The following is a 23,407-nucleotide window of genomic DNA, read 5'->3' as shown; positions in this document are numbered from 1 at the left end:
GAGGATGCATGGTCGAGCTCGGTTCCACGAGCATCACGATCGTCGTGGTCATCGCAGCGGTCGCGGTCGCGTCCCTGGTCGTCGCTGCCGTGCTGCGCCGTCAGGTGCTCGCGGCCGGTGAGGGTACGGCCTCCATGCGCGAGATCGCGCGCGCGGTCCAGGAAGGGGCGTCGGCGTACCTGAGCCGGCAGTTCCGCACCCTGGCCATCTTCGCGGTCGTCGTCTGCGCCCTGCTGTTCCTGCTGCCGGGCGACGCCGGCATCAAGGTCGGGCGGTCCATCTTCTTCCTGGTCGGCGCGCTGTTCTCCGCGTCGATCGGGTTCCTCGGCATGTGGCTCGCGACGCGCGCGAACCTGCGCGTCGCGGCGGCCGCGTCCCAGCCCGGCGGCCGTGCCGAGGGCGCGCGCATCGCGTTCCGCACCGGCGGGGTCGTCGGCATGAGCGTCGTCGGGCTCGGCCTGCTGGGTGCCGCTGCGGTCGTGCTGCTGTACCGCGGCGAGGCGCCGGGCGTCCTCGAGGGCTTCGGCTTCGGGGCCGCGCTGCTCGCGATGTTCATGCGCGTCGGCGGCGGCATCTTCACCAAGGCGGCCGACGTCGGCGCCGACCTGGTCGGCAAGGTCGAGCAGGGCATCCCCGAGGACGACCCGCGCAACGCCGCGACGATCGCCGACAACGTCGGCGACAACGTCGGCGACTGCGCGGGCATGGCGGCCGACCTGTTCGAGTCGTACGCCGTGATGCTCGTCGCGGCGCTCATCCTCGGCAAGGCCGCGTTCGGCGAGCACGGGCTCGTCTTCCCCCTCATCGTCACGACCGTCGGCGCGCTCGTCGCCGCGCTGGGCGTCGCGATCACGCGGGTCCGCGGCGACGAGAGCGGCCTCACCGCGATCAACCGCGGCTTCTACATCTCGGCGCTCGTGGGCGTCGCGCTCGCCGCCGTCGCGGCGTTCGTCTACCTGCCGTCGTCGTTCGCGGACTTCACGGGTGGCACGGCGGGCCTGGAGAACCACGCGGGCGACCCGCGCGTCATCGCGTCGGCCGCCGTCGCGATCGGCGTCGTGCTCGCCGGGATCATCCTGTGGGTCACCGGCTACTTCACCGGCACGACCAGCAAGCCCACGCTGCACGTCGCCAAGACGACCCTCACCGGTGCGGCGACCGTCGTGCTGTCGGGCATCGGCGTCGGGTTCGAGTCCGCCGTCTACACCGCGGGCATCATCGCCGCCGCGATCTGCGGCGTGTTCCTCATCGCGGGCGGCAACGTCGCGCTCGCGCTGTTCCTCATCGCGCTCGCGGGCTGCGGCCTGCTCACCACCGTCGGCGTCATCGTCGCGATGGACACCTTCGGGCCGGTCAGCGACAACGCGCAGGGCATCGCCGAGATGTCCGGCGACGTCAGCCCCGAGGGCGCGCAGATCCTCACCGACCTCGACGCCGTCGGGAACACCACGAAGGCCGTCACCAAGGGCATCGCGATCGCGACCGCCGTGCTCGCCGCGACCGCGCTGTTCGGCTCGTACGCGGACGCCGTGCGGACCGCGCTCGACGGCATCTCCGGGACGGTCGGGAACGACATCGTCGCCGCGATGCTGTCGTACGACATCATCAGCCCGGTCACGCTCGTCGGCGTGATCCTCGGCGGTGCGACCGTCTTTCTGTTCTCCGGCCTGGCGATCGACGCCGTGACCCGCGCCGCGGGCGCGATCGTCTTCGAGGTGCGCCGCCAGTTCCGCGACTTCCCCGGCATCATGACCGGTGAGACGCGGCCCGAGTACGGCAAGGTCGTCGACATCTGCACGCGCGACTCGCTGCGCGAGCTCGCGACCCCGGGCCTCCTCGCGGCGTTCGCGCCCATCGCCGTCGGCTTCGGCCTCGGCGTCGGGCCGCTCGCCGGGTTCCTCGCCGGGGCCATCGGCGCCGGCGTCCTCATGGCCGTGTTCCTCGCGAACGCGGGCGGCACGTGGGACAACGCGAAGAAGATCGTCGAGGACGGGCACTACGGCGGCAAGGGTTCCGACGCGCACGCCGCCGCCGTCATCGGCGACACCGTCGGCGACCCGTTCAAGGACACCGCGGGCCCGGCGATCAACCCGCTCATCAAGGTCATGAACCTCGTCTCGGTGCTGATCGCGCCGGCCGTCGTCGTGATCTCCGTCGGCGACGACGCCAACCACGTCGCGCGCCTGTCCATCGCGGTCGTCGCGGCGCTCATCGCGTTCGGTGCCGTCATCGCCTCCCGGCTCCGCGCGGCGCGCGTCGACCGTGAGGAGACCGTCGCGGCCGAGGCGGAGCGCGCGCTCGCGCGCTGACCGACCCCCACCACCCGGACGCCGTCCGCCCCGATCGGGGGTGGGCGGCGTCCGGCGTCTCGCGGGGGTCGTCGCCGTGGGTGAGACTCGACCGTCCGACGGTGACGCAGGGCCGATCGACGCAGGAGGTGGCCGTGGCGCAGGTGGTGGTGCTCGTCGGACGGGACCGGTACGGGGACCCGTGGCACGACCACGCGGCGACGTCGGACGCCGTCGCGACGCTGCTGCGCGCCGACGGGCACGACGTCACGGTCCGCAGCGTCTTCCCGGACGCGCTCGACGACGTCGACCGGCCCGATCTGCTGGTCGTGAACTGCGGGCAGGGGCCGCTCGACCCCGCGCACGCCGACGCGTGGCGCGGGTTCCACGACCGGCGGGAGGCGCTCGTCGCCGACGGCGTCGCCGTGCTCGGGCTCCACCAGGCGGCCAACACGTTCGGCGACGACCCGCGCTGGGCGGCGACGCTCGGAGGGCGGTGGGACGACGACGTGTCGTGGCACCCGCCGCTCGGCGCGGCACGGTTCCGCGTCGTCGACGCGATGCACCACGTGACCCACGACCTCGACGACGTCGACGCGGTCGACGAGCGGTACGCGGACCTCCTCGTCGCGGACGGGGCGCACGTGCTGCTGGTCGCCGACGTCACGGGCGACGACGGCGCGACGCGGACGCACCCCGTCGTGTGGGTCGCGCCGGGTCCCGGCCGCGCCCTCTACGACGCGCTCGGGCACGACGTCCGCTCGTACGCGTCGCCGTCACGGCGCACGCTGCTGCGCCGTGAGGTCGCGTGGCTGCTCGACGCGTGATGCGCTGGTCACCGTGACGCTGCGACTCATGTCCTACAACGTCAAGGGCCTGCAGCAGGACGGGCGGGCCGTGGCGGAGGTCGTGCGCGCCGAGAGACCCGACGTCCTCGCCGTGCAGGAGCCGCCGCGCGGCCCTCTCGGCTGGTGGCGGCTGCACCGGTTCGCGCGACGCACCGGGCTGCGGGTCGTCGTGGGCGGGCGCGGTGCGCGGACGACGGCGCTGCTGGCCTCCCCGGGGCTCGCGGTGACCCACGCGCACGCGCTGCCGCTGCCGTGGCAGGCAGGCACCGTGCGGCGCGGGGTCGCGCTCGCGCGCGTCGAGGGTGTCGTCGTGGTGGCCGTGCACCTCTCCCTGGACCGTGCCGAGCGGCTGCGGCACCTCGACGTGCTCGACGCGCACCTCGCGCGCGCGCAGCGCCCGCTCGTGCTGGTCGGGGACCTCAACGAGCAGCCGGGCGGCCCGACCTGGCAGCGGCTGCTCGGCTCGGGGACCCCGGGAGGCGTCGGGGGTGCTGGCGGTACCGCGGGCGCTCAGGCAGGGCTCGCGGGGCTGCTCGACGCGGCGCCCGACGGCCCGCCGACGTACCCGGCCGTCGACGCGCGCCACCGGATCGACGTCGTGCTGCACGACGCGGGCGTGCGCGTGGTGGCTGCGCACGTGCGCGACGACGCGCTCGTGCACCGCGCGAGCGACCACCGGCCGCTCGTCGTCGACCTTGCCCCGGGACCGGGTCCGACCGGCGTCTGACGCGGGGACCGCACGTGGGCCGTCGCGGAGCCCACTCCGCGCGAGGGAGTCAGCGCGGGTCGACGTAGAGCTCGACGTCCGCCGGGCGCAGCACGTCGGTGGTCGTCGCCCAGCCCGACGCGTGCACCGTCGCGACCGTGCCGAGGTACTCGGGGGTCGGTGCGGGCCGCGCGTGGCACACGACGTGCAGGTCGGGGTCGAACGGGTCGCCCGCCTGCACGGAGAGCTCGCGGATCCCGACCGCCGAGAGCACGCGCCGCAGCTGGAGCGCCGCCTCGTCGGTCGTGACGAGGTCGGCGAGCGCGAGGAGCTCCTCGACCGCCGCGTCGTCGAGGTGCGGCCACTGCCCCGCCGCGAAGGCGCGCTCGGCGGCGTGCGCGCGCTCGGCCGCGAGCGCCCGCTCGACGGCGAGCGCCTGACCGACCTGCAGGGCCGGCTCGACCGCGCGGGCCTGCTCCTGCGCCCACGCGCGCTCCTCCTCGAGCTTCTTCTCGGTGTCCTTGAGCGCCGACCACGCCTGCTTGAAGCGCGCCGTGGTGTACCGGTCGTGGCGGCGTGCGCGGCGACGGCCGACGAGCGCGAGGACGGTGACCAGCGCGAAGAAGCCCGCGACGGCCCACGGCAGCCACGGGGGAGCGGCGTCGGCCCAGGCGGTCACGTCGGACCACGACGGCACGGCGAGGACGGAGGTGTCGGCTGTGCGCGACCGTGCGCCCAGCGTGAGTTCGAGTGCCATGCTGCCGACGTACCTTCTGCGTGCGACGGTCCCGGGCGGGGGACCTGGGACGGGGCGGCCCCAGGGCGTCATCGTGGCGCAGAATCCGGCACACCGGGACGGATCGGTCGCGGCGCGCCTCGGACGGCGCAGGAGGACCGCTCGTTCGGGTGACACGTGCCGCCCGCCTCGCTCTCCTGTGGCTCGGTGCACCGCGCAGGGTGCGCGGCACCGCGTGGGCTTGCGGCGGGGAGAATCGGGGGATGAGCGTCGACGTCCCGCAGCCGGACCCCGCCCTCCTCGACCACCTGCGCGACGACCTGCGGCGTGCGTCGTTCACGGTCGCCGCCGTCGAGGACCTGCTCGGCCCGGTCGCTGCGGCGGCCCTGCACCGCGAGGAGCCCGTGCCCGCGCTGCGCGCCACGGCCGCGTCCGACGAGCCCGTCGCGACGCTGGTCCGCGCGTTCCTGCTCGGCTGCCGGGTGCGTCGGGACGCCCTCGACCGGGCGCTGCCGACGCTGGGCGCGCGCGGGGCGCACGCGCTCGGGCTGCTCGACGCGAGCGGCGCGGCCCCCGACGACGACGTCCGCGCGCTCGTCGACCTGCGCCCGTACGCGGCGTCCGACGGGTCGGGCGACGTCGACTGGTGGGTCGCGTCCGACCTGGGCGAGCTCGCGACGGGGACCGCGCTGCGGACCGACCACGTGCTCGGCGTCGGCGGGGCGTCGACGACGCTGGCGCAGGTGACGGTGCGGTCGCCGCGCCGGCGGGTCCTCGACCTCGGCACCGGGTGCGGGGTGCAGGCGCTGCACGCGACGCGGCACGCCGGCGTGGTCGTCGCGACGGACATCTCGCGCCGCGCGCTCGCGTTCGCGCGGTTCAACGCGGCCCTGGCGGGCGTCGGCGACCAGGTCGAGCTGCGCGAGGGGTCGATGCTCGAGCCCGTCGCGGGCGAGCGCTTCGACCTCGTCGTCAGCAACCCGCCGTTCGTCATCACGCCACGGTCGGCCGACGTGCCCGCGTACGAGTACCGCGACGGCGGCAGGGCGGGGGACGCGATCGTGCGCGAGCTGGTCGAGGGCGTGGGCGACGTCCTCGAGCCCGGCGGGGTGGCACAGCTGCTCGGCAACTGGGAGGTGCGGCGCGGCGAGTCGTGGGACGAGCGGATCGGGGCGTGGGTCGACGCGTCCGGGCTGGACGCGTGGGTCGTGCAGCGCGAGCTCCAGGACCCCGCGCAGTACGCCGAGACGTGGATCCGCGACGGCGGCACGACGCCGGACCGTGACCGCGACGCGTGGGCGGCCCGCTACGGCGCGTGGCTCGACGACTTCGCGAGCCGCGACGTCGAGGCCGTCGGGTTCGGGATCGTGACGCTGCGCCGCCCGTCCGACCGCGGCCGGACGCTGCGCCGCCTGGAGGAGGTCACGGGGACCGTCGCGCAGCCGCTCGGGCCGGTCCTCGGCGCCGCGCTCGACGCCCACGACTGGCTCTCGGCCCGGAGCGACGCCGACCTGGCCGACGCACGTCTGGTCGTCGCCCCCGACGTCACCGAGGAGCGCTATCTGACGCCGGGTGCCGTGGACCCGCAGGTCGTGCTGCTGCGCCAGGGCGGCGGGTTCGGCCGCACGGTGCAGGCGGGGACCGCGCTCGCGGGGTTCGTCGGGGTGTGCGACGGCGAGCTCACGGTCGGCCAGATCGTCGGTGCGCTGGGCGCGCTGCTGGAGGTGGGTGCCGAGGCGGTCGCCGCGGACGTCCTCCCGTCGGTCCGCGGCCTGGTGACGGACGGCCTGCTCCTCCCGTCGTGAGGCGGACGCGCCGAGGGCCGGCCACCCGTGCTGGGTGACCGGCCCTCGGTCGTGCGTCACGCCCGCGTCAGCGGAGCTCGACGTCGTCGATCGCGTGCGTGCCTGCGTTGAAGTAGAGGTTCACGCGTTTGACGTCGGACAGCAGCGCACCGCACTCGGCGGTCAGGGTCGTCAGGTCGACGACGAGCGGGTCGTCGCCGGTCCGGGGCCCGGAGACCCAGCCGACCTGCGCGGTCTCGCACCACTGCCACGACGAGCCGAGCTGGATCGCGGCCTTGGTGTCGAACCCGGTCGTCGAGACGACGTCGAGCGCGAGCGACGTGCGGCCTGTCCAGTCGGCGGCGGACGGGGTGAACGAGAACCACCCTCCGTCGGGTGCGGCGGCCTCGATGGCGAGGGCCCCGCCGGACGCCGTCGCCGAGCCCGGGCCGTTGTCGAGCGGTCCCCAGCCCTGCGCGCCGTCGGCGAAGTCCGACAGGACGACGGGCTGCAGCGGCGACGGGAGCGCGTCGAACCGGTACAGGTACCGGGCGACCTCCTGCCGCTGCACGGGCTTGAGCACGCCGAACGTGTACGGCGAGGCGGGGTCGATCACGCCGACCTCGGTCGCCCACGTGATCGCGGTCCGGTACGGGTGCCACGTCGGCACGTCGCGGAACGCCTCGGTGCCGTCGGGCTCGGGGGAACCGGCGAGCCGCCACAGGAGCTCGGCCGTGGACGACCGGTCGAGCGGGGCGTTCGGCAGGAAGAGGAGCCCGTCGTCGACGAGGCCTTCCGCGACGAGCCACTCGACCGCCGTGTACGCGGCGCTGCTCTTCTTGACGTCGAGGAAGGACGGCTTCGCGGGAGGCGTGAACGACGCCTTCTCGTAGGCGTAGAGCAGCCGCGCCGCGTCGGCGCGCTTCACGGTCTTCGTCGGACGGAAGGTGCCGTCCGGGTAGCCGTCGTCGAGGCCCTGGGCGTGCAGCCAGAGGATCTCGGTCTCGTACGGGTGGCCCTTCGGGACGTCGGAGAACAGCGGCGGCGGCTCGACGCCCGGCAGGGCGGCGATGTCGTCGACGACGATCGACCCGGACGCGGCGCCGCCGTCGACGCTGTTGACGTAGATGTTGAACGACGTCAGCGCCTTCAGGTCGGCGTCGGAGATCCGCCGGTCGGCGTGCGCGGTGTCCCACGGCGCCGGCCGCCAGTCGACGAACGGGATCGTGACGAGCTGCGGCGCGTCCCCGGCGAGCGACGGGTAGGCCTCGTAGGCGACGCCGCCCGCGTTGAGCTGGAGGACCATCTTGTTGTTCGAGCCGTCCGGGTCGACCCAGATCGCGAGCTCGTTGAACTCGGACCAGTCGCCGCTGATCTGCTTGCCCAGGCCCGTGTAGGTCTGCGTCGCGAAGTCGTAGTCGAGCCGCAGCGCCTTCGCGCCGCCCCCGACCGACCCGGTCTCGAGCGAGATCGTGTTGGCGCCGTAGGTGACGTACTCGGCGCGCAGCGCGGTGTCGTCGCCGTAGCCCTCGAAGTCGTCGACGACGCCGGGTGCGAACGTCGGCTTCGGGCCGAGGACCACCTGGTTCGTCACGTCGAGGGTGCCGCCGCCGTCGAGCGTCGCGGTCGCGCTCACCGTGTACGTGCTGTTGTCGAGCTGCGCGGCGGTCGGCGACCACGGTGCGCTCCACCAGAGCGACCCGTCGTACGTCAGGTCGAGCGTGTCGACGACCGTGCCGCCCTTCGCGACCTGGACGCTCACCGCCGTGGCCGAGGCGTTGGTGACGCGCACGCGCACGGTCGACGGCGACGTGGCGACCCGGGCGCCGTCGGCGGGCGACGCGATGTGCACGAGGGGTGCGGCCGGCGCGGCGTCGACCGCACGGTCGAAGGCCCCGTCCACCTCGGACGCGAACAGCGTGAACGGGTCGGCCGCGTACGCCTGGAAGTCCTCGAGCAGGGCGTCCCCGGGGACGGGCACGAAGTGCTGGCCCGCGTCGAAGTTGGCCCACGTCTCCATGTACGCGTTCCGGCTCGCGACGGGGTCGGCCTTGATCGCCGCGAGCACCTTGGTGAACCACTGCGCGGGCGACGAACCGCTGGTGCCGACGCCGCCGGTCACGCCGAACTCGGTGAACGCGGAGATCTTGCCCTTCTCGTCGGCGATCTCGGCGATCATCCGCAGGTCGGCGACGAGGCCCGTGAGGAACGCGTCGGACGCCGTGTTGTCGTACGTGTCGAGCCCGAGGACGTCGACGAACGCGTCGCCGGGGTAGGTGCGCAGGTAGACGTCCCGGTTGCCGCCGAACCCGCCGCCGGGGCCCCACGCGTAGAGGAAGTTGCTCACGCCCTTGACGTCGCGCAGGTACTCGACGGTGAACCGGTAGAGCTCCTGGTACTCGCCCGGCGAGCCGAACGCGGCGCCCCACCAGAACCACGAGCCCGCGTTCTCGTGCCACGGCCGGAAGATGATCGGGATGAGGTTCCCGTCCGCGTCGCGCGAGGCGTCGGCGAGCTCGGCGATGTCGTCGAGGTAGGCGACGAGGTCGGCGTGGTGCGAGCCGCCGGGCAGGACGGCCCGCAGCGTGTCGCCCGAGGTGTCGTAGAACGAGCCGCCCGTCACGAAGTTCTCGACGTGCGCGCTGACGGTGTTGATGCCGCCGAGCGCGTCGGCCTTGGCGATGTAGTCGGCCATGACCGCGATGTTCTGGTCGCGCGTGTTCTCCGCGACGCCGGGCCGCTCCTTGCCCTCGATGATGAGGGTGTCCCAGCCGAAGACGGCGGGGAAGTCGCCCGTGACGTTCTCGACGTCCGACGTGGTGCCGTCGCCGACGCCCGGGGTGAGGCCGAACGACGTCGTGTGCTGGTGGCCGAACAGGATGCCGTCGCCGCGCACGTCGTCGAGGTAGGAGAACAGGGACCGGGTCTCGGCGGTCGCACCCGTGTCGACGATGGTGACAGTCGAGTCGGCGGCCGCCGACGGCACGGACGGGGCTGACTGGGCGGGGAGCGCGGACAGCCCGGCCACGGCGAGCGCCGCGGCCGTGGCGGCCAGGGTGCGGGCCGCCGACCGTCCGCGCGCGCGGCGCGGCAGGCTGCGGTTCGTCATTGAACCTCCAGGTGACGGTCGGGTCGAGCACCGGTGCTCGACCCTCCAGGGGTCACGGCCGTCGCGAACCGGACGGGCGCGGACAGACTTCGTCAAGTTACCAAACTTAGTCGGAACGGCCTAGGGCGGACGACGCCGGACCCAGGCCACCTAAGCGATTCGCCGCCGTCCACGCCGGCAGCGCCCGCTCCGGCCCTCGCCTGCGAACGCCGGTCGCCGGACGGGAGCGGCCGCCGCCGGGGTGCACAGGTCGTGCACAGCCTCGCGACAGGTCCACGCCAGGGCGCGTCCCTAGCGTCGCCAGCGCCCACCCCGACACACGAAGGACACCCGCATGCTGAGCGCCTGGAGGAGGACCCGTCGGTGGGTCCGGGGGCTCGTCGTCGCGCTCGCGGTCGCAGCGCTCGCCACCGGCACCTGGTGGTTCACGCTCCGCGACCCGAGCAGCGCCGCCGCCGAGGAACCCGTGACCCGCACCGTCACCGCGAGCCTCACGACGATGGAGAAGACCGTCGACGGGACCGGCACCCTGACGCCGGCCGTGCAGGAGGACGTGTCCTTCGCGGTCAGCGGGACCGTCACCTCGGTCGCCGTCACGCAGGGCCAGACGGTCACCGCGGGGCAGACGCTCGCGACCGTCGACACGCTGCGCCTCGACGCCGACCTGCTCGCCGCGAAGGCCACGCTCGCGACCGCGCAGGCCCGGCTCGACGACGCGCAGGACGCCGACGACGGCACGTCGACCTCCGACGCGCAGATCGCGTCCGCGCAGGCGCAGGTCGAGGTCGCGCGGGCGCAGGTCGACGACGCCCAGGCGGCGCTCGCGGACGCGACGCTCGTCGCGCCGGTCGCCGGCCTGCTCACCGCGGTGGACCTCGAGGTCGGGGACGCGGTCACCGGGAGCGGCGACTCCGGTGCGACGAGCCCGCAGGGCGGCGACACCACGTCGACCGCGCAGTTCACCATCGTCGGCACCGACGCGTGGCAGGTCGAGGTCGGGGTCTCCGACGCGGACGTCGCGCTCGTCGAGGTCGGCGACCAGGCCGAGCTCACCGTCGACGGCGCCGACGGCACGGTGTTCGGCACGGTCGCGTCCGTGGGGCTGCTGTCGACGAGCGAGGACGGCGTCCCGTCCTACCCGGTGACGATCGCCGTCACGGGCGACCAGGAAGGGCTGCACGACGGCGTCTCCGCGGACGTCAGCGTCGTCTACGAGCGTCGCACCGACGTCCTGACGGTCCCGAGCATGGCGGTGTCGACCGTCGACGGGCAGACCGTCGTGACCAAGGTCGAGGCCGACGGGACGCAGGTCGAGACCCCCGTGACGACCGGCGAGACCGCCGACGACCTCACCGAGATCACCGACGGCCTGACCGAGGGCGACTCCGTGGTCCTCGCGGTGTTCACGCCCCGCGCGACGCAGGACGGCGGCGGTCAGCAGTCGTTCCCGGTGCCCGGCGAGGGCGACATGGTCTTCCAGGGTGGCCCGGGCGGCGTCGCACCCGGCGGCGGCACGTTCCAGGGCGGACCGATGCAGGGCGGCGGCAATGGCTGAGCCCAGGACGCTGACGGCGCCCAGGACCGCGGGTGCGGACACGCCGGCGCCGGTCATCGAGCTCACGGGCGTCCGCAAGACGTACCGCACCGGCACGGTCGAGTTCGAGGCGCTGCGGGGCGTCGACCTGCGCATCGACGCGGGCGAGTTCGTCGCGATCATGGGGCCGTCCGGGTCCGGGAAGTCGACCCTCATGCACATCCTCGGCTGCCTCGACGTCGCGACCGCGGGCACGTACCGGCTCGCCGGGGAGGACGTGGGTGACCTCGACGAGGTCGACCTCGCGGACATCCGCAACCGGCGCATCGGGTTCGTGTTCCAGCAGTTCCACCTCCTGCCGTCGCTGTCCGCCTGGCGCAACGTCGAGCTGCCGCTCGTCTACGGGCAGGTCGCGGCGGCCGTGCGGCGTGACCGTGCCGTCGCGGCGATGCGACGGGTGGGGCTCGGCGACCGGCTCGACAACCGCCCGGGCGAGCTGTCCGGCGGCCAGCAGCAGCGCGTCGCCGTCGCCCGGGCCCTCGTCGGAGAGCCTGACCTGCTGCTCGCCGACGAGCCCACGGGCAACCTGGACTCCGCCTCGACGCGTGACGTGCTCGCGCTGTTCGACGCGCTGCACGCGCAGGGCCGCACGATCGTCCTCATCACGCACGAGGAGGAGGTCGCGCAGCGCGCCGGACGGGTCGTGCGCGTCCTCGACGGGCTGGTCCGCACCGACGCCGGGGGTGCGCGGTGACCTGGACCGAGACCCTGCGCACCGGCTGGTCCGCGATCCGCACGCACGTCATGCGGTCGACCCTCACGGTGCTCGGCATCCTCATCGGGATCGCCGCCGTCATCCTCACCGTCGGGCTCGGGCTCGGCACCCAGAAGGACGTGTCCGACCAGATCAGCGCGCTCGGCAGCAACCTGCTCATCGTCCGGCCCGGGTCGTCGACCGACTCCTCGGGCATGCGCGGCGGGTTCGGCACCGGCACGACCCTGACCCGGGCCGACGCCGAGGCGCTCTCGTCCGACGTGAACGCACCGGACGTCGCGGGCGTCGCCGCCGAGAAGTCGTCCGGCGCGTCGGTCGAGGCCGGCGACACCAACTGGACCACGCAGGTCGTCGGCACGACGACGTCGTGGCTGGACGTGCGCGGCCGCGAGGTCGCGTCGGGCGCGTTCTTCACCGCCGACGACGAGGAGTCCGGCGCCGCCGTCGTCGTGCTCGGCCCCGAGACCGCGACCGAGCTGTTCGGCACGACACGCGTCGTCGGGCAGACCGTGACCGTGGACGGGACGGACCTGCAGGTCGTGGGGGTCCTGGCGGCCGCCGGGGCGAGCGGGGACAGCGACCTCGACGACGTCGCGGTCGTGCCGATGTCGACCGCGGCCGACACCCTGTTCGGCGGCACGGACCGCAACGCCGTCTCGACGATCTACCTGCAGGCGGAGTCGTCCGACGCGCTCGGGGCCGCCTACCAGGAGGCGCAGCAGACGCTGCTCGCGCTGCACGGGATCAGCGACGCGGACTCCGCCGACTTCACGATCGACAGCCAGGACGCGCTCGTCTCGACCGCGACCGCGGTCTACCGGACGCTCACCGTCCTGCTCACCGGCATCGCCGCGCTCTCGCTGCTGGTCGGCGGTATCGGCGTCATGAACATCATGCTCGTGTCCGTCACCGAACGGACCCGTGAGATCGGCCTCCGCAAGGCCCTCGGGGCGCCGCCGTGGGCGATCCGGCGGCAGTTCCTCGTCGAGGCCGGGGTCCTCGGGCTCGGCGGCGGCGTGCTCGGTGCCGTGCTCGGCATCGTCGGTGCGCGCGTCCTGCCCGGGCTGCTCGACGCGTCCGTCGTCGTGTCCGGCGCCGCCGTCGCCGGGTCGATCGTCGTCGCGCTCGCCATCGGGCTCGTGTTCGGCGTCTACCCCGCGACGCGCGCCGCGCGGCTCGCCCCCATCGACGCGCTGCGCGCGGAGTGACCGTGCCCGGCCGCCCCCGCCCACCCGCCGTCACACCCACGACCCGGCACGCCGTCCGAACCGCCGTCCGCGCCGCCGAAGGAGCCCTCGCCATGACCCGCACCGTGCTCGACCACTGCGACCGTCCCGCACCCGGCCGGGTCGCGCGTCCCGACCACCCCGCGACCGCCCGTCGCCGGACCGCGTTCGCGCTGCCGGCCGTCGGGCTCGTCCTCCTCCTCGCCGCCTGCTCCGGTGCGGCCGGTGACGCGGGCGCCGACCCGACCGCGAGCGCGCCGGCGGACGGTGGAGGCGCCGGGCCGCAGACGCAGCGCGTCGACGAGCCGGGCCGCGTGGTCGGCGAGATCGTCTCCGTCGACACCGCTCTCGTGCAGGTGCGGGCCACGGACGAGCAGACGGCCGTGACCTGGTCCGACACGACCACCTTCACGCAGACCGTCGCCGGCACGCTCGCCGACGTGGCCGTCGGGTCGTGCGTCGTCGCGGTCGCGACCCCGACCGGTGACACCACGGCCTCGGACGACACGTCGGACACGCCGCTGGACGCCACGACGGTCACGATCACCGCGGCCGCCGACGACGGCACGTGCACGGGCGTCGGCGGGTTCGGGGGACCCGGGGGTGGTGGCGGTGGCCTGCCCGGCGGCGCGCCCACGGACCTGCCGACCGAACTCCCGTCCGGAGCCCCGTGGGGCGACGACGACGAGCGCCCCGACGGTGCGCCGACCGACCTGCCCTCGGGTGCCCCGATGACGCGGGCCTTCGGCGGCGTCGTGAGCGGGCAGGTCACGGGCGTCTCGGGCACGACGCTGACCGTGTCCGTCACGTCTGGGCCGGGGGAGTCCGACGACGACGGCTCGTCCGACGAGCCCGTCGACCGGCAGGTCGTCGTCTCCGACGCCACGACGTACATCCGCACCGTGGACGCCGACGCGTCGGCGCTCACGGTCGGTCGCTGCGCCGCGGTCCGGGGCGAGGCCGACGACAGCGGCAAGGTCGCGGCGACGTCCGTGCAGGTCAGCGACCCCACCGACGACGGCTGCACGTCGGCCCTCGGCGGCATGGTGATGCGCGGCGGCCCCGGCGGCATGCCGGGCGGGGTCGCCCAGGACGAGGAGGGCACCGATGCGTGACGCCACCCGGCCGGCCGGCGACGCCACCGTCCCCGGTGCCGACGCCGTGCCCCGTGCCGACGCCGCGCCGCACCCGTCGACCGCACGGTCGGCCCGTCGTCGCGCCCGGCGCCGCACCGTCGCGCTCGCCACCGCCGGGGCCGTCGTGCTCTGCGGCGTCGGCGGGGGAGTGGCCCTCGCGCTGGGCGGCGACGGCAGCGGGCGGTACCGCACCGCGACGGCCGGGACCGCGTCCGTCGAGCAGTCCGTCGACGCGGTCGGCTCCGTCGCCTCGGCCACCCGGCGCGACGCGTCGTTCTCCGTCGCGGGCACCGTCGCGACGGTCGACGTCGCCGTCGGGGAGCAGGTCACCGCCGGCGAGACGCTCGCCACGCTCGACGCGGCCTCGCTGCAGGACGCGGTCGACGACGCCGAGGCGGCGCTCGCCGACGCGCAGGACCAGCTCGACACGGACCTGGCGTCGCAGACGTCGTCCGCCTCGACCGACGAGCCCGACGCGGCCGACACCCCGTCCGGCTCGACCGGACCCACGGCGACGACCACGCCCTCCCCGTCGGAGGACCCGGCGGACGACTCGCCCGCGACCGGCCCCGGCGGCTCGGACGGCTCCGCCGACGCGGCGGTGCAGGCCGCCGTCGCCGCGGTGCGCGCCGCGCAGGAGGACCTGCTCGCGCAGGCCGCCGCCGCGCACGACGCGCTCGCCGCGAGCAGCGGGAGCGTCGAGGCGGCACGGACGGCGTGCGCCGCGTTCCTCGAGCTCGTCGCGGACGACGGGGAGCCGCAGCCCACGCCGTCGACGCCGTCCGGGCCGTCGACCGACCCCACCGGCGACGCGACCGGCGAGCAGGTCGCGCCGGGTTCGACGACGGACGTCACCGCCGACGACGAGGACGGCGCGGACGGCGCGGACGGCGCGGACCCCGCCGTCGCGGACGCGCTCGCCGACTGCGAGGACGCGATCTCCGGGACGCTCGACGCGCAGGAGGCGACCGACGCCGCCCAGCAGGCGCTGACGGCGCTCGCGACGACGCTCGACGAGGCCGTCGGCCGGCTGCGGGAGGCCGTGACGCAGGCGCTCGCGGCGGAGGGCGCGACGGGCGAGCCGACGGGCGCGGGCCCGACCACGGGCGGCCCGGTCGACGGCACGACCGGCACGACCGGCACGACGGCCACGACGGGCGCGACAGGGACGACGGGGACGACGGGCGCGACGGGGGCGACGGGCACCGCCCCTTCGGCCACCTCGGACACCCGCCCCGACGGCTCCGACACGACCGGCGGCGGCGTCGCCTCGGCGGCGACGATCCTCGCCGACCAGGCGGCGGTCGCGGCCGCCGAGGCGGAGGTCGCCCTGGCGCGGGCGGCGCTGCCGTTCGGCACGCTGACCAGCCCGATCGCGGGCACGGTCGCGGCGGTCTCCCTCGCGCCGGGCGACCCGGTCGGCGCGTCGTCGTCGACGGCGGTCGTGACGGTCCTCGGCGGCGACGGCCACACGGTGACGACGACGGTCGGCCTCGCGGACGTCGACCTCGTCGCCGTCGGCCAGGCCGCCACGGTGACGACGCCGAGCACCGACGTGAGCCTCCCGGGGACCGTGAGCAGCATCGGGGTCCTGGACGTGTCGTCGACGTCGGAGCCGTCCTACACGGTCGAGATCGCGCTCGACGCGACGCAGGAGCGCCTGTTCGACGGCGCGTCGGCGCAGGTCGTCGTGCAGGTCGCGGGCGTCGACGACGTGCTGACCGTCCCGACCTCCGCGGTCCGCACGGCGGACGGCGCGACGACGGTGCAGGTCCTCGACGGCGACTCGCCGAGCACGGTCGACGTCGTGGTCGGCGCTGTCGGCGCGGAGCGCACCGAGATCGTGTCCGGCCTGTCGGAGGGTGACGAGGTCGTCCTCGCCGACCTCGACCAGCCCGTCGAGGGTGCGTCGGGCAGCACGTCGACCGGCCTGTCGGGCCTCGGCGACGACCAGCGCGGCCCGGTCGTCATCCAGGGCGGCCCGCCCGTCGACCTCGAGGGCGGCCCCCCGTCGACCCGCACCGCCGGCTGACAGCCCCCTCCACGCACAGCCCGCCGCCCACGTCGCCGCCGAGCTCGTCGCTCCGCCGCCACCACCCCGTCCAGGTCGTGACGTCCTGGCGAGGTCGTGAGTCGCACCTCACGACCTCGCCGCGACGTCACGAGCTCGCGGCGGCACCGCGCGGTCGGGCGGCGACGAGGGTGCGCCGCGCGCGTCGGTAGGCTCGCGACGTCGCCCGACCGGGCGCGTGAGGGAGGACGACGATGACGGACACAGCGGGCGGCACCCCGCAGGTGGCGGTCCTGGGCGGCGGCGTGATGGGGGAGGCGCTCCTCGGCGCGCTGCTCACCGCAGGCTGGACGCCCGAGCAGGTCGAGGTGACGGAGCATGCGGCAGCCCGCGCGGACGAGCTCGCCGGCCGGTACGCGGTCCGGACCGGGGCGTCGAACGCGGACGCGGCGGCGCGCGCGGACGTCGTGCTGGTCGCGGTGAAGCCGAACGTCGTCGGGTCCGTGCTGGACGAGATCGCGTCGGCGCTGCGGGGCGGGGCGCTCGTGGTGTCGGTCGCGGCGGGTCTGCCGATCGCGTTCTACGAGCAGCGACTGCCGGCCGGCACGCCGGTGGTCCGCGTCATGCCGAACACCCCGGCGGTCGTCGGCAAGGGGGCGAGCGCGATCGCGGGTGGCGCCCACGCGACCGAGGGGCACCTGGTGCTGGTCGAGAAGCTGCTCGCCGCGACCGGCCTGGTCGTGCGCGTCGCGGAGAAGGACCTCGACGCGGTGACCGCGATCTCGGGCTCGGGCCCGGCGTACGCGTTCTACCTGGTCGACGCGATGGCCGAGGCGGGGGTGCTGCTCGGGCTCACGCGCGACCTGGCGACGCGCCTCGCGGTCGCGACGGTCGAGGGTGCGGCGGCGCTCGCGGCGCAGTCGGGGGACCACCCGGTGGTGCTGCGTGAGCGCGTGTCGTCGCCGGGTGGGACGACGGTCGCGGCGGTCGCGGAGCTCGACGCGCACGGCGTCCGGGCGGGTGTCGTCGCGGCGGCGCGGGCGGCTGCGGAGCGGTCGCGGGAGCTCGGCGCGCAGTACGCGGGCTGACGCGCGCCGTCCCGCGCGCGGTCGACGGGGGCGTGCGCACGGGCGTCAGGAGCGTCGAAACGAGTCGGTGACGCGACCACCGCTCGGCCGGGCGCCGCGTCGGCCGCGCGGCACGGGACCAGCCTCTCGACGGCGCGCGGGGGCGAGCGAGGCGCTCGTGGGCTATCGAAACACGGGCGCGACGGCACGGGTCGGCGCGATCGGGCCTCCCGGGAGCCGGTGAGGCGGTAGGACTGGCGGGACGGACGTCGCGAGGCGGCGGACGGCGGACGGGGACGGACCCCGGACGAGCACGGGAAGTCGAGGCGGCGTGGCCGAGATCGGGACGGACGGGGCGACGGGGCGCCCGGCCGCTGCGCGCAACGGGACGACGGGCCGCCCACCGGCGATGAGCGACGTCGCGGCGCGCGCGGGCGTGTCGCACCAGACGGTGTCGCGCGTCCTCAACGACCACCCGTCGGTGCGCCCGGAGACGCGTGACCGCGTGCTCGCGGCGATCGCGGAGCTCGGCTACCGCCGCAACAGCGCGGCCCGGGCGCTGGTCACGCGGCGGACGGGCACGGTCGGGGTCGTGACGCCCGCGACCGCGCTCTACGGGCCGACGAGCACGCTGGTCGGGGTCGAGGAGGCGGCGCGCGTCGCGGGCTGGTTCGTGTCGGTCGCCACGCTGCGGCAGTTCGACGGTGACGCGATGCACCGGGCGTTCGAGCACTTCCTGGGGCAGGGCGTGGACGGTGTGGCGATCATCGCGCCGACGGTGCAGGCGGTCGACGTGCTCGCGGCGCTCGACTCCCCGGTGCCGGTGGTCGTGGTGTCGTCGGCGGCGGACGTGCCGTCGGAGCCGCACCTGCACGCCGTGGGTGTCGACCAGCAGCAGGGTGCGCGGCTCGCGACGGCGCACCTGCTCGAGGCGGGTCGGTCGCGCGTGCTGCACGTGGCGGGTCCGCAGGACTGGTTCGACGCGCAGGACCGGCTGGTCGGCTGGCGTGCGGAGTGCGCGGCCGCGGGCGTGCCGGTCGACGAGCCGGTGGTCGTCGGCTGGGGTGCGTCCGACGGGTACGACGTGGGACGCCGCCTCGTGCGTGAGGGGCTGCCCGACGCGGTGTTCGCGGCGAACGACCAGCTCGCGCTCGGCCTGCTGCACGCGTTCTGGGAGGCCGGGGTCCGTGTCCCGGACGACGTGGCGCTGGTGGGCTTCGACGACGAGGTCGGCTCGGCGCACTACGTCCCGCCGCTGACGACGGTCCGGCAGGACTTCTCGGCGCTCGGGCTGCTGGCGATCGACACGCTCGAGACGGCGATGTCGGGCGGCGACCCGGGCCACCGGCTGATCCCGGCGGAGCTCGTGGTGCGGGTGAGCAGCGGTGCCCGTGCGTGACGGGACGCGCGCGCCTCGGCAGCGCCGTCGGACCGCGCACGACGCCGTGCGTCGGACCGCGCAGGACACCGCGCGCCGAGCGCGGCGTGGGACCTCCGGGCTGGACCGTCCACCCGATGTGAGCGCTAACATTGGCTCACGCACCGCGATCTGACGGTGCACGAGCGAGGGGTGCCCGGCACGTGGCCGGCACCCGCCACCAGCGACGAAGGAGCCGCGACGATGGTCGACACCGCCCAGGCACGAGACGCGATCAGCGCAGGCGAGACGACCCTCGGCATCGAGCTCGGTTCCACGCGCATCAAGGCGTGCCTCGTCGCCGCCGACGGCACGGTCCTGGCCACCGGCAGCCACGCGTGGGAGAACCAGTTCGTCGACCGTGTGTGGACGTACTCGCTCGACGCCGTCTGGACGGGGCTGCAGGAGTCCGTCGCCGCGCTGCTCGCGGACGCCGAGGAGCAGCACGGCGTGCGGCCCACGGCGCTGCGCGCGCTCGGAGTCTCCGCGATGATGCACGGCTACCTCGCGTTCGACGCCGACGGCGAGCTGCTCGTGCCGTTCCGCACGTGGCGCAACACGTCGACGGAGGCCGCGGCCACCGAGCTCACGGGCCTGTTCGGGCACAACATCCCGCTGCGCTGGTCGATCGCGCACCTCTACCAGGCCGTGCTCGACGAGGAGCCGCACGTCCCGCAGGTCGCGTTCGTCACGACGCTCGCCGGCTACGTGCACTGGAAGCTGACCGGCAGCAAGGTCCTCGGTGTCGGCGACGCGTCGGGCGTCTTCCCGATCGACCCCGCGACGCGCGACTACGACGCGCGCATGCTCGCGCAGTTCGACGACCTCGTCGCCGAGCGGCAGCCGGGACTGCGGCTCGCCGACGTCCTCCCCGAGGTCCTGGTCGCCGGTCAGGAGGCGGGCCGGCTCACCGACGAGGGGGCCGCGCTGCTCGACCCGTCCGGCACGCTGCGGGCCGGCACGGCCCTGTGCCCGCCCGAGGGCGACGCCGGCACCGGCATGGTCGCGACCAACGCGGTCGCGCCGCGCACCGGCAACGTCAGCGTCGGGACCAGCATCTTCGCGATGATCGTGCTGGAGAAGGCGCTCGAGCGCGTGCACACCGAGATCGACCTCGTGACGACGCCCGCGGGCGACCTCGTCGCGATGGTGCACTGCAACAACGGCGCCAGCGAGCTCGGCGCGTGGGCGGAGGTGTTCCGCCAGTTCGCGGCCGCGTCCGGCCACGACACCGACGCCGACGCGGTCTTCGGCACGTTCCTGCGCGCGGCGCTCGACGGCGACGCCGACGGCGGCGGCCTGCTCGCGTACAACTTCCTGTCCGGCGAGCCGATCGCGGGTCTCGCGGAGGGCCGTCCGCTCGTCGTCCGCACGCCCGACAGCCGCCTCACGCTCGCCAACGTCGCGCGCACGCAGGTCTACGGCGCGTTCGGCACGCTCAGCCTCGGCATGCGGCTGCTGGCCGAGGAGGGCGTCGAGGTCGACGCGCTGTTCGCGCACGGCGGCCTGTTCCGCACCGCGGGCGTCGCGCAGCGGCTGCTCGCCGCGGCGGTCGACGCGCCGGTCGCGGTCGGGGACACCGCGAGCGAGGGTGGGGCGTGGGGCATCGCGGTGCTCGCGTCGTACCTCGACGTGTCCGACGAGCTCGACCTCGGCGCGTACCTGAGCACGCGGATCTTCGCCGACGCGAAGGTCGACGTCGTCGAGCCCGACGCCGACGACGTGCGCGGGTTCACCGCCTACCTCGAGCGCTACACGGCCGGCCTGGTGATCGCGCAGGCGGCGGCGAGCGCCGTCTGACGCTGCCGCCCGCACCCGCCCGCACCGCCCGGCGCACCGACGCCACCTGCACGACGCACGACGACGAGACACGGAGCGAGACCCGCATGACGACACCCCTGGACGCCTACCCCGACGACGTGCGCGCCGCCGTCGCCACCACGCGCGAGGTCGTCGCGCGCCTGCACGCCGAGCTGCCGCGCTGGGGGCTGGTCGTCTGGACCGCGGGCAACGTCTCGCAGCGCGTCGTCGTCGACCCGGCAGGCTCGGGCGCGCGGGACCTGTTCGTCATCAAGCCGTCGGGCGTGACGTACGACGAGCTCACGCCCGAGTCGATGGTCGTCTGCGACCTCGACGGGAACCTCGTCGACGGCACGCGCGCCCCGTCGTCCGACACCGCGGCGCACGCGTACGTCTACACGCACATGAGCGAGGTCGGCGGCGTCGTGCACACGCACTCCACGTACGCGACGGCGTGGGCCGCGCGCGCCGAGCCCGTGCCGTGCGTGCTCACGATGATGGCCGACGAGTTCGGCGGCGACATCCCGATCGGGCCGTTCGCGCTCATCGGCGACGACTCCATCGGCCGCGGCATCGTCGAGACCCTGCGCGAGTCCCGCAGCCCCGCGGTCCTCATGCGCAACCACGGGCCCTTCACCATCGGCCGCGACGCGAAGGCCGCCGTCAAGGCCGCGGTCATGGTCGAGGAGGTCGCGCGCACCGTGCACATCTCCCGCCAGCTCGGCGAGCCGCTGCCCATCGCGCAGGAGCACGTCGACTCGCTGTACGACCGCTACCAGAACGTCTACGGCCAGGGCACCGCCGCCCCCGCCGCCGGCACCACCACCGACACCGAGCAGGAGAACGCCCGATGACCAAGCCGTACGCCGACCGCGAGATCTGGTTCCTCACCGGCAGCCAGGACCTGTACGGCGAGGAGACGCTGCGCCAGGTCGCGGAGCAGTCGCAGGAGGTCGCGCGCCTGCTGCAGGACTCCGACGAGGTCCCGGCGACGGTCGTCTGGAAGCCCGTCCTCAAGGACTCGGCCGCGATCCGCCGCGCAGCGCTCGACGCGAACGCCGACGACAACGTGCTCGGCGTCGTCGTCTGGATGCACACGTTCTCCCCGGCGAAGATGTGGATCGCCGGCCTCGACGCGCTGCGCAAGCCGCTCCTGCACCTGCACACGCAGGCCGACGTGGAGCTGCCGTGGGACACCATCGACATGGACTTCATGAACCTCAACCAGGCCGCCCACGGCGACCGTGAGTTCGGGTACATGGCGACGCGCCTCGGCACCGCGCGCAAGACCGTCGTCGGGCACGCGTCGAACCCCGCCGTCCGCGCGTCGATCGGCACGTGGGTGCGTGCCGCCGCCGGCTGGGCCGCGACGCACGAGCTCCGCCTCGTCCGCTTCGGCGACAACATGCGCAACGTCGCCGTCACCGAGGGCGACAAGACCGAGGCCGAGCTGCGGTTCGGCGTCTCCGTCAACACGTGGGGCGTGAACGACCTGGTCGCCGCGGTCGAGGCCGTCGACGACGCCGCGGTCGACGCGCTCGTCGCCGAGTACGAGGACCTGTACGACGTCGTCCCGTCGCTGCGTCGTGGCGGCGACCAGCACGAGTCGCTGCGCTACGGCGCGCGCCAGGAGATCGCGCTGCGCACGTTCCTCGAGTCCGTCGGCGCGAAGGCGTTCACGACGAACTTCGAGGACCTCGGCGCGCTGCGCCAGCTGCCCGGCCTCGCGGTCCAGCGCCTCATGGCCGACGGCTACGGCTTCGGCGCCGAGGGCGACTGGAAGACCGCCGTGCTCGTCCGCGCGGCCAAGGTCATGGGGCAGGGCCTGCCCGGTGGCGCCTCCCTCATGGAGGACTACACCTACGACCTCACGCCCGGCGACGAGCGCATCCTCGGCGCCCACATGCTCGAGATCTGCCCGACGCTCACTACGTCGAAGCCGACGCTCGAGATCCACCCGCTCGGCATCGGCGGCAAGGAGGACCCCGTCCGCCTGGTGTTCGACACCGACCCGGGCGTCGGCGTCGTCGTCTCGCTCGCCGACATGCGCGACCGGTTCCGCCTCACCGCGAACGTCGTCGACATCGTGCCGCCGACCGCCGCGCTCCCGAACCTGCCGGTGGCCCGCGCCGTCTGGCAGCCCCGCCCCGACTTCCGCACCTCCGCCGAGGCGTGGCTCACCGCGGGCGGCGCGCACCACACCGTGCTGTCCACGGCCGTCGGCATCGAGGTGTTCGAGGACTTCGCCGAGATCGCCCGCACCGAGCTGCTCGTCATCGACGAGTCCACGACCCGCCGTGGCTTCCGCGAGCAGGTCCGCTGGAACCAGGCCTACTGGCGGCTCGCCCAGGGCCTCTGACCCTGCTGCCCGGCGAGGGTCGGCCCGTGGTTCCGCACCACGCGCCGACCCTCGCCGTCGTTCAGGGGGCCAGGTCGACGTCGACGTCGCCGAGCGCCTCGACGTCCGGCGGGCACTCGGCGTCCGCGAGGACGACGAGACCCTCGACGTCCCGGTCGGCGGTCGCGTCGAAGCACAGCACGGCCGAGCGTGACCGCGCGAGGAAACCGCCCGCGTCGTTGTGCGCGTCCCCGAGCACGTACGTCCGCCAGGTCAGCCGGCCGTCCCCCGACTCGATGACGACGTCCCCCCGCTCGCGATCGACGAACGCCTCGGCGGCCGACTCGAACGCCTGGTCCGAGTCGTGCCGGCCCTCCGCGAGCGCCTCGCGCCACTCGTCGCGGCGCTCGACCGCGTTCTGCTGCGCCGCCGCCGCCGCCTGATCCTCGAGGGTGACCCGATCGACGGGCGACAGGGCGACGCGTGCGGCCAGCACCGCCGCGCCGACTCCGAGCCCGAGGACGACGAGGACGAGCACGATCACAGCCGCCGGCCGTCGTCTCACCTGCTCCACAGGGCCTCCCTCACTCGTCCGGTCGCGGATCCGGTGCCCCGGCGTGCCGCCGGCCCGG

At 74.9% G+C, this 23,407-nt stretch carries 17 protein-coding genes; 14 read left to right on the top strand and 3 right to left on the bottom strand.

Annotated elements, in window-relative coordinates; genetic code table 11:
- The first annotated feature begins 8 nt into the window (after positions 1-8).
- The 3 genes from GXP71_RS12130 to GXP71_RS12120 all read left to right on the top strand — a co-directional run bounded on the left by GXP71_RS12130 (position 9) and on the right by GXP71_RS12120 (position 3,863).
- On the top strand, positions 9-2,309 hold the full coding sequence (locus GXP71_RS12130) for a sodium-translocating pyrophosphatase (protein WP_162352849.1): 2,301 nt from the start codon (positions 9-11) through the stop codon (positions 2,307-2,309).
- Positions 2,310-2,410: 101 nt separating this feature from the next.
- Positions 2,411-3,115, top strand: a complete 705-nt coding sequence (locus GXP71_RS12125; protein WP_238402388.1) for a ThuA domain-containing protein — start codon at positions 2,411-2,413, stop codon at positions 3,113-3,115.
- Between the two features lie 13 nt (positions 3,116-3,128).
- Positions 3,129-3,863, top strand: a complete 735-nt coding sequence (locus GXP71_RS12120; RefSeq protein WP_162352848.1) for an endonuclease/exonuclease/phosphatase family protein — start codon at positions 3,129-3,131, stop codon at positions 3,861-3,863.
- A 49-nt stretch (positions 3,864-3,912) separates the two neighbouring features.
- Here GXP71_RS12120 and grpE read toward each other — a convergent pair whose 3' ends face one another.
- Complete coding sequence (gene grpE / locus GXP71_RS12115) at positions 3,913-4,599, bottom strand: nucleotide exchange factor GrpE (RefSeq protein ID WP_162352847.1); 687 nt, start codon at positions 4,597-4,599, stop codon at positions 3,913-3,915.
- Between the two features lie 242 nt (positions 4,600-4,841).
- On the opposite strand from grpE, the gene GXP71_RS12110 reads away from it, so the two are divergent.
- Positions 4,842-6,383 carry a methyltransferase gene (locus GXP71_RS12110; protein WP_162352846.1) on the top strand — a complete coding sequence of 514 codons (1,542 nt, stop codon included), beginning with the start codon at positions 4,842-4,844 and terminating at the stop codon, positions 6,381-6,383.
- A 67-nt stretch (positions 6,384-6,450) separates the two neighbouring features.
- Here GXP71_RS12110 and GXP71_RS12105 read toward each other — a convergent pair whose 3' ends face one another.
- Positions 6,451-9,471, bottom strand: a complete 3,021-nt coding sequence (locus GXP71_RS12105; protein WP_162352845.1) for a glycosyl hydrolase — start codon at positions 9,469-9,471, stop codon at positions 6,451-6,453.
- 334 nt (positions 9,472-9,805) lie between these two features.
- On the opposite strand from GXP71_RS12105, the gene GXP71_RS12100 reads away from it, so the two are divergent.
- The 10 genes from GXP71_RS12100 (at position 9,806) to araA (ending at position 22,796) form a co-directional block, all read left to right on the top strand.
- Positions 9,806-11,026 carry an efflux RND transporter periplasmic adaptor subunit gene (locus GXP71_RS12100; RefSeq protein ID WP_162352844.1) on the top strand — a complete coding sequence of 407 codons (1,221 nt, stop codon included), beginning with the start codon at positions 9,806-9,808 and terminating at the stop codon, positions 11,024-11,026.
- A complete protein-coding gene (locus tag GXP71_RS12095; protein WP_162352843.1) occupies positions 11,019-11,759 on the top strand; it encodes an ABC transporter ATP-binding protein in 741 nt (246 codons plus the stop codon). The genes GXP71_RS12100 and GXP71_RS12095 overlap by 8 nt, the downstream gene beginning before the upstream one ends.
- Positions 11,756-12,988 (top strand): ABC transporter permease, encoded by a 1,233-nt coding sequence (locus GXP71_RS12090; RefSeq protein WP_162352842.1) that lies wholly within the window; start codon positions 11,756-11,758, stop codon positions 12,986-12,988. The genes GXP71_RS12095 and GXP71_RS12090 overlap by 4 nt, the downstream gene beginning before the upstream one ends.
- A gap of 92 nt (positions 12,989-13,080) precedes the next feature.
- On the top strand, positions 13,081-14,121 hold the full coding sequence (locus tag GXP71_RS12085) for a hypothetical protein (protein ID WP_162352841.1): 1,041 nt from the start codon (positions 13,081-13,083) through the stop codon (positions 14,119-14,121).
- Positions 14,114-16,174, top strand: a complete 2,061-nt coding sequence (locus GXP71_RS12080; protein ID WP_162352840.1) for an efflux RND transporter periplasmic adaptor subunit — start codon at positions 14,114-14,116, stop codon at positions 16,172-16,174. The genes GXP71_RS12085 and GXP71_RS12080 overlap by 8 nt, the downstream gene beginning before the upstream one ends.
- A 233-nt stretch (positions 16,175-16,407) precedes the next feature.
- Entirely contained in the window at positions 16,408-17,241 is an 834-nt protein-coding gene (proC, locus tag GXP71_RS12075; protein ID WP_162352839.1) for a pyrroline-5-carboxylate reductase, read from the top strand.
- 388 nt (positions 17,242-17,629) lie between these two features.
- Positions 17,630-18,619 carry a LacI family DNA-binding transcriptional regulator gene (locus tag GXP71_RS12070; RefSeq protein ID WP_202924396.1) on the top strand — a complete coding sequence of 330 codons (990 nt, stop codon included), beginning with the start codon at positions 17,630-17,632 and terminating at the stop codon, positions 18,617-18,619.
- A 222-nt stretch (positions 18,620-18,841) separates the two neighbouring features.
- Positions 18,842-20,437 carry a xylulokinase gene (locus GXP71_RS12065; RefSeq protein WP_162352837.1) on the top strand — a complete coding sequence of 532 codons (1,596 nt, stop codon included), beginning with the start codon at positions 18,842-18,844 and terminating at the stop codon, positions 20,435-20,437.
- Between the two features lie 86 nt (positions 20,438-20,523).
- A complete protein-coding gene (locus GXP71_RS12060) occupies positions 20,524-21,291 on the top strand; it encodes an L-ribulose-5-phosphate 4-epimerase (RefSeq protein WP_162352836.1) in 768 nt (255 codons plus the stop codon).
- Positions 21,288-22,796 carry an L-arabinose isomerase gene (araA, locus tag GXP71_RS12055; protein ID WP_124341319.1) on the top strand — a complete coding sequence of 503 codons (1,509 nt, stop codon included), beginning with the start codon at positions 21,288-21,290 and terminating at the stop codon, positions 22,794-22,796. Before GXP71_RS12060 ends, araA begins: the two co-directional genes overlap by 4 nt.
- Positions 22,797-22,857: 61 nt before the next feature.
- Here araA and GXP71_RS12050 read toward each other — a convergent pair whose 3' ends face one another.
- Entirely contained in the window at positions 22,858-23,349 is a 492-nt protein-coding gene (locus GXP71_RS12050; protein WP_162352835.1) for a hypothetical protein, read from the bottom strand.
- Positions 23,350-23,407 lie beyond the last annotated feature (58 nt).

The sequence above is a fragment of the Cellulomonas sp. H30R-01 genome, from assembly GCF_010119915.1.
Classification (GTDB): domain Bacteria; phylum Actinomycetota; class Actinomycetes; order Actinomycetales; family Cellulomonadaceae; genus Cellulomonas; species Cellulomonas algicola.
This window is presented reverse-complemented; position numbering and strand designations above follow the sequence as displayed.

Coding starts and splice junctions, on each gene's coding strand:
- GXP71_RS12130 (WP_162352849.1), top strand. CDS start 9: ATGGTCGAGCTCGGTTCCACGAGCATCACGATCGTCGTGGTCATCGCA.
- GXP71_RS12070 (WP_202924396.1), top strand. CDS start 17,630: ATGAGCGACGTCGCGGCGCGCGCGGGCGTGTCGCACCAGACGGTGTCG.
- GXP71_RS12105 (WP_162352845.1), bottom strand. CDS start 9,471: ATGACGAACCGCAGCCTGCCGCGCCGCGCGCGCGGACGGTCGGCGGCC.
- GXP71_RS12095 (WP_162352843.1), top strand. CDS start 11,019: ATGGCTGAGCCCAGGACGCTGACGGCGCCCAGGACCGCGGGTGCGGAC.
- GXP71_RS12110 (WP_162352846.1), top strand. CDS start 4,842: ATGAGCGTCGACGTCCCGCAGCCGGACCCCGCCCTCCTCGACCACCTG.
- proC (WP_162352839.1), top strand. CDS start 16,408: ATGACGGACACAGCGGGCGGCACCCCGCAGGTGGCGGTCCTGGGCGGC.
- GXP71_RS12065 (WP_162352837.1), top strand. CDS start 18,842: ATGGTCGACACCGCCCAGGCACGAGACGCGATCAGCGCAGGCGAGACG.
- GXP71_RS12100 (WP_162352844.1), top strand. CDS start 9,806: ATGCTGAGCGCCTGGAGGAGGACCCGTCGGTGGGTCCGGGGGCTCGTC.
- araA (WP_124341319.1), top strand. CDS start 21,288: ATGACCAAGCCGTACGCCGACCGCGAGATCTGGTTCCTCACCGGCAGC.
- GXP71_RS12060 (WP_162352836.1), top strand. CDS start 20,524: ATGACGACACCCCTGGACGCCTACCCCGACGACGTGCGCGCCGCCGTC.
- GXP71_RS12085 (WP_162352841.1), top strand. CDS start 13,081: ATGACCCGCACCGTGCTCGACCACTGCGACCGTCCCGCACCCGGCCGG.
- grpE (WP_162352847.1), bottom strand. CDS start 4,599: ATGGCACTCGAACTCACGCTGGGCGCACGGTCGCGCACAGCCGACACC.
- GXP71_RS12080 (WP_162352840.1), top strand. CDS start 14,114: ATGCGTGACGCCACCCGGCCGGCCGGCGACGCCACCGTCCCCGGTGCC.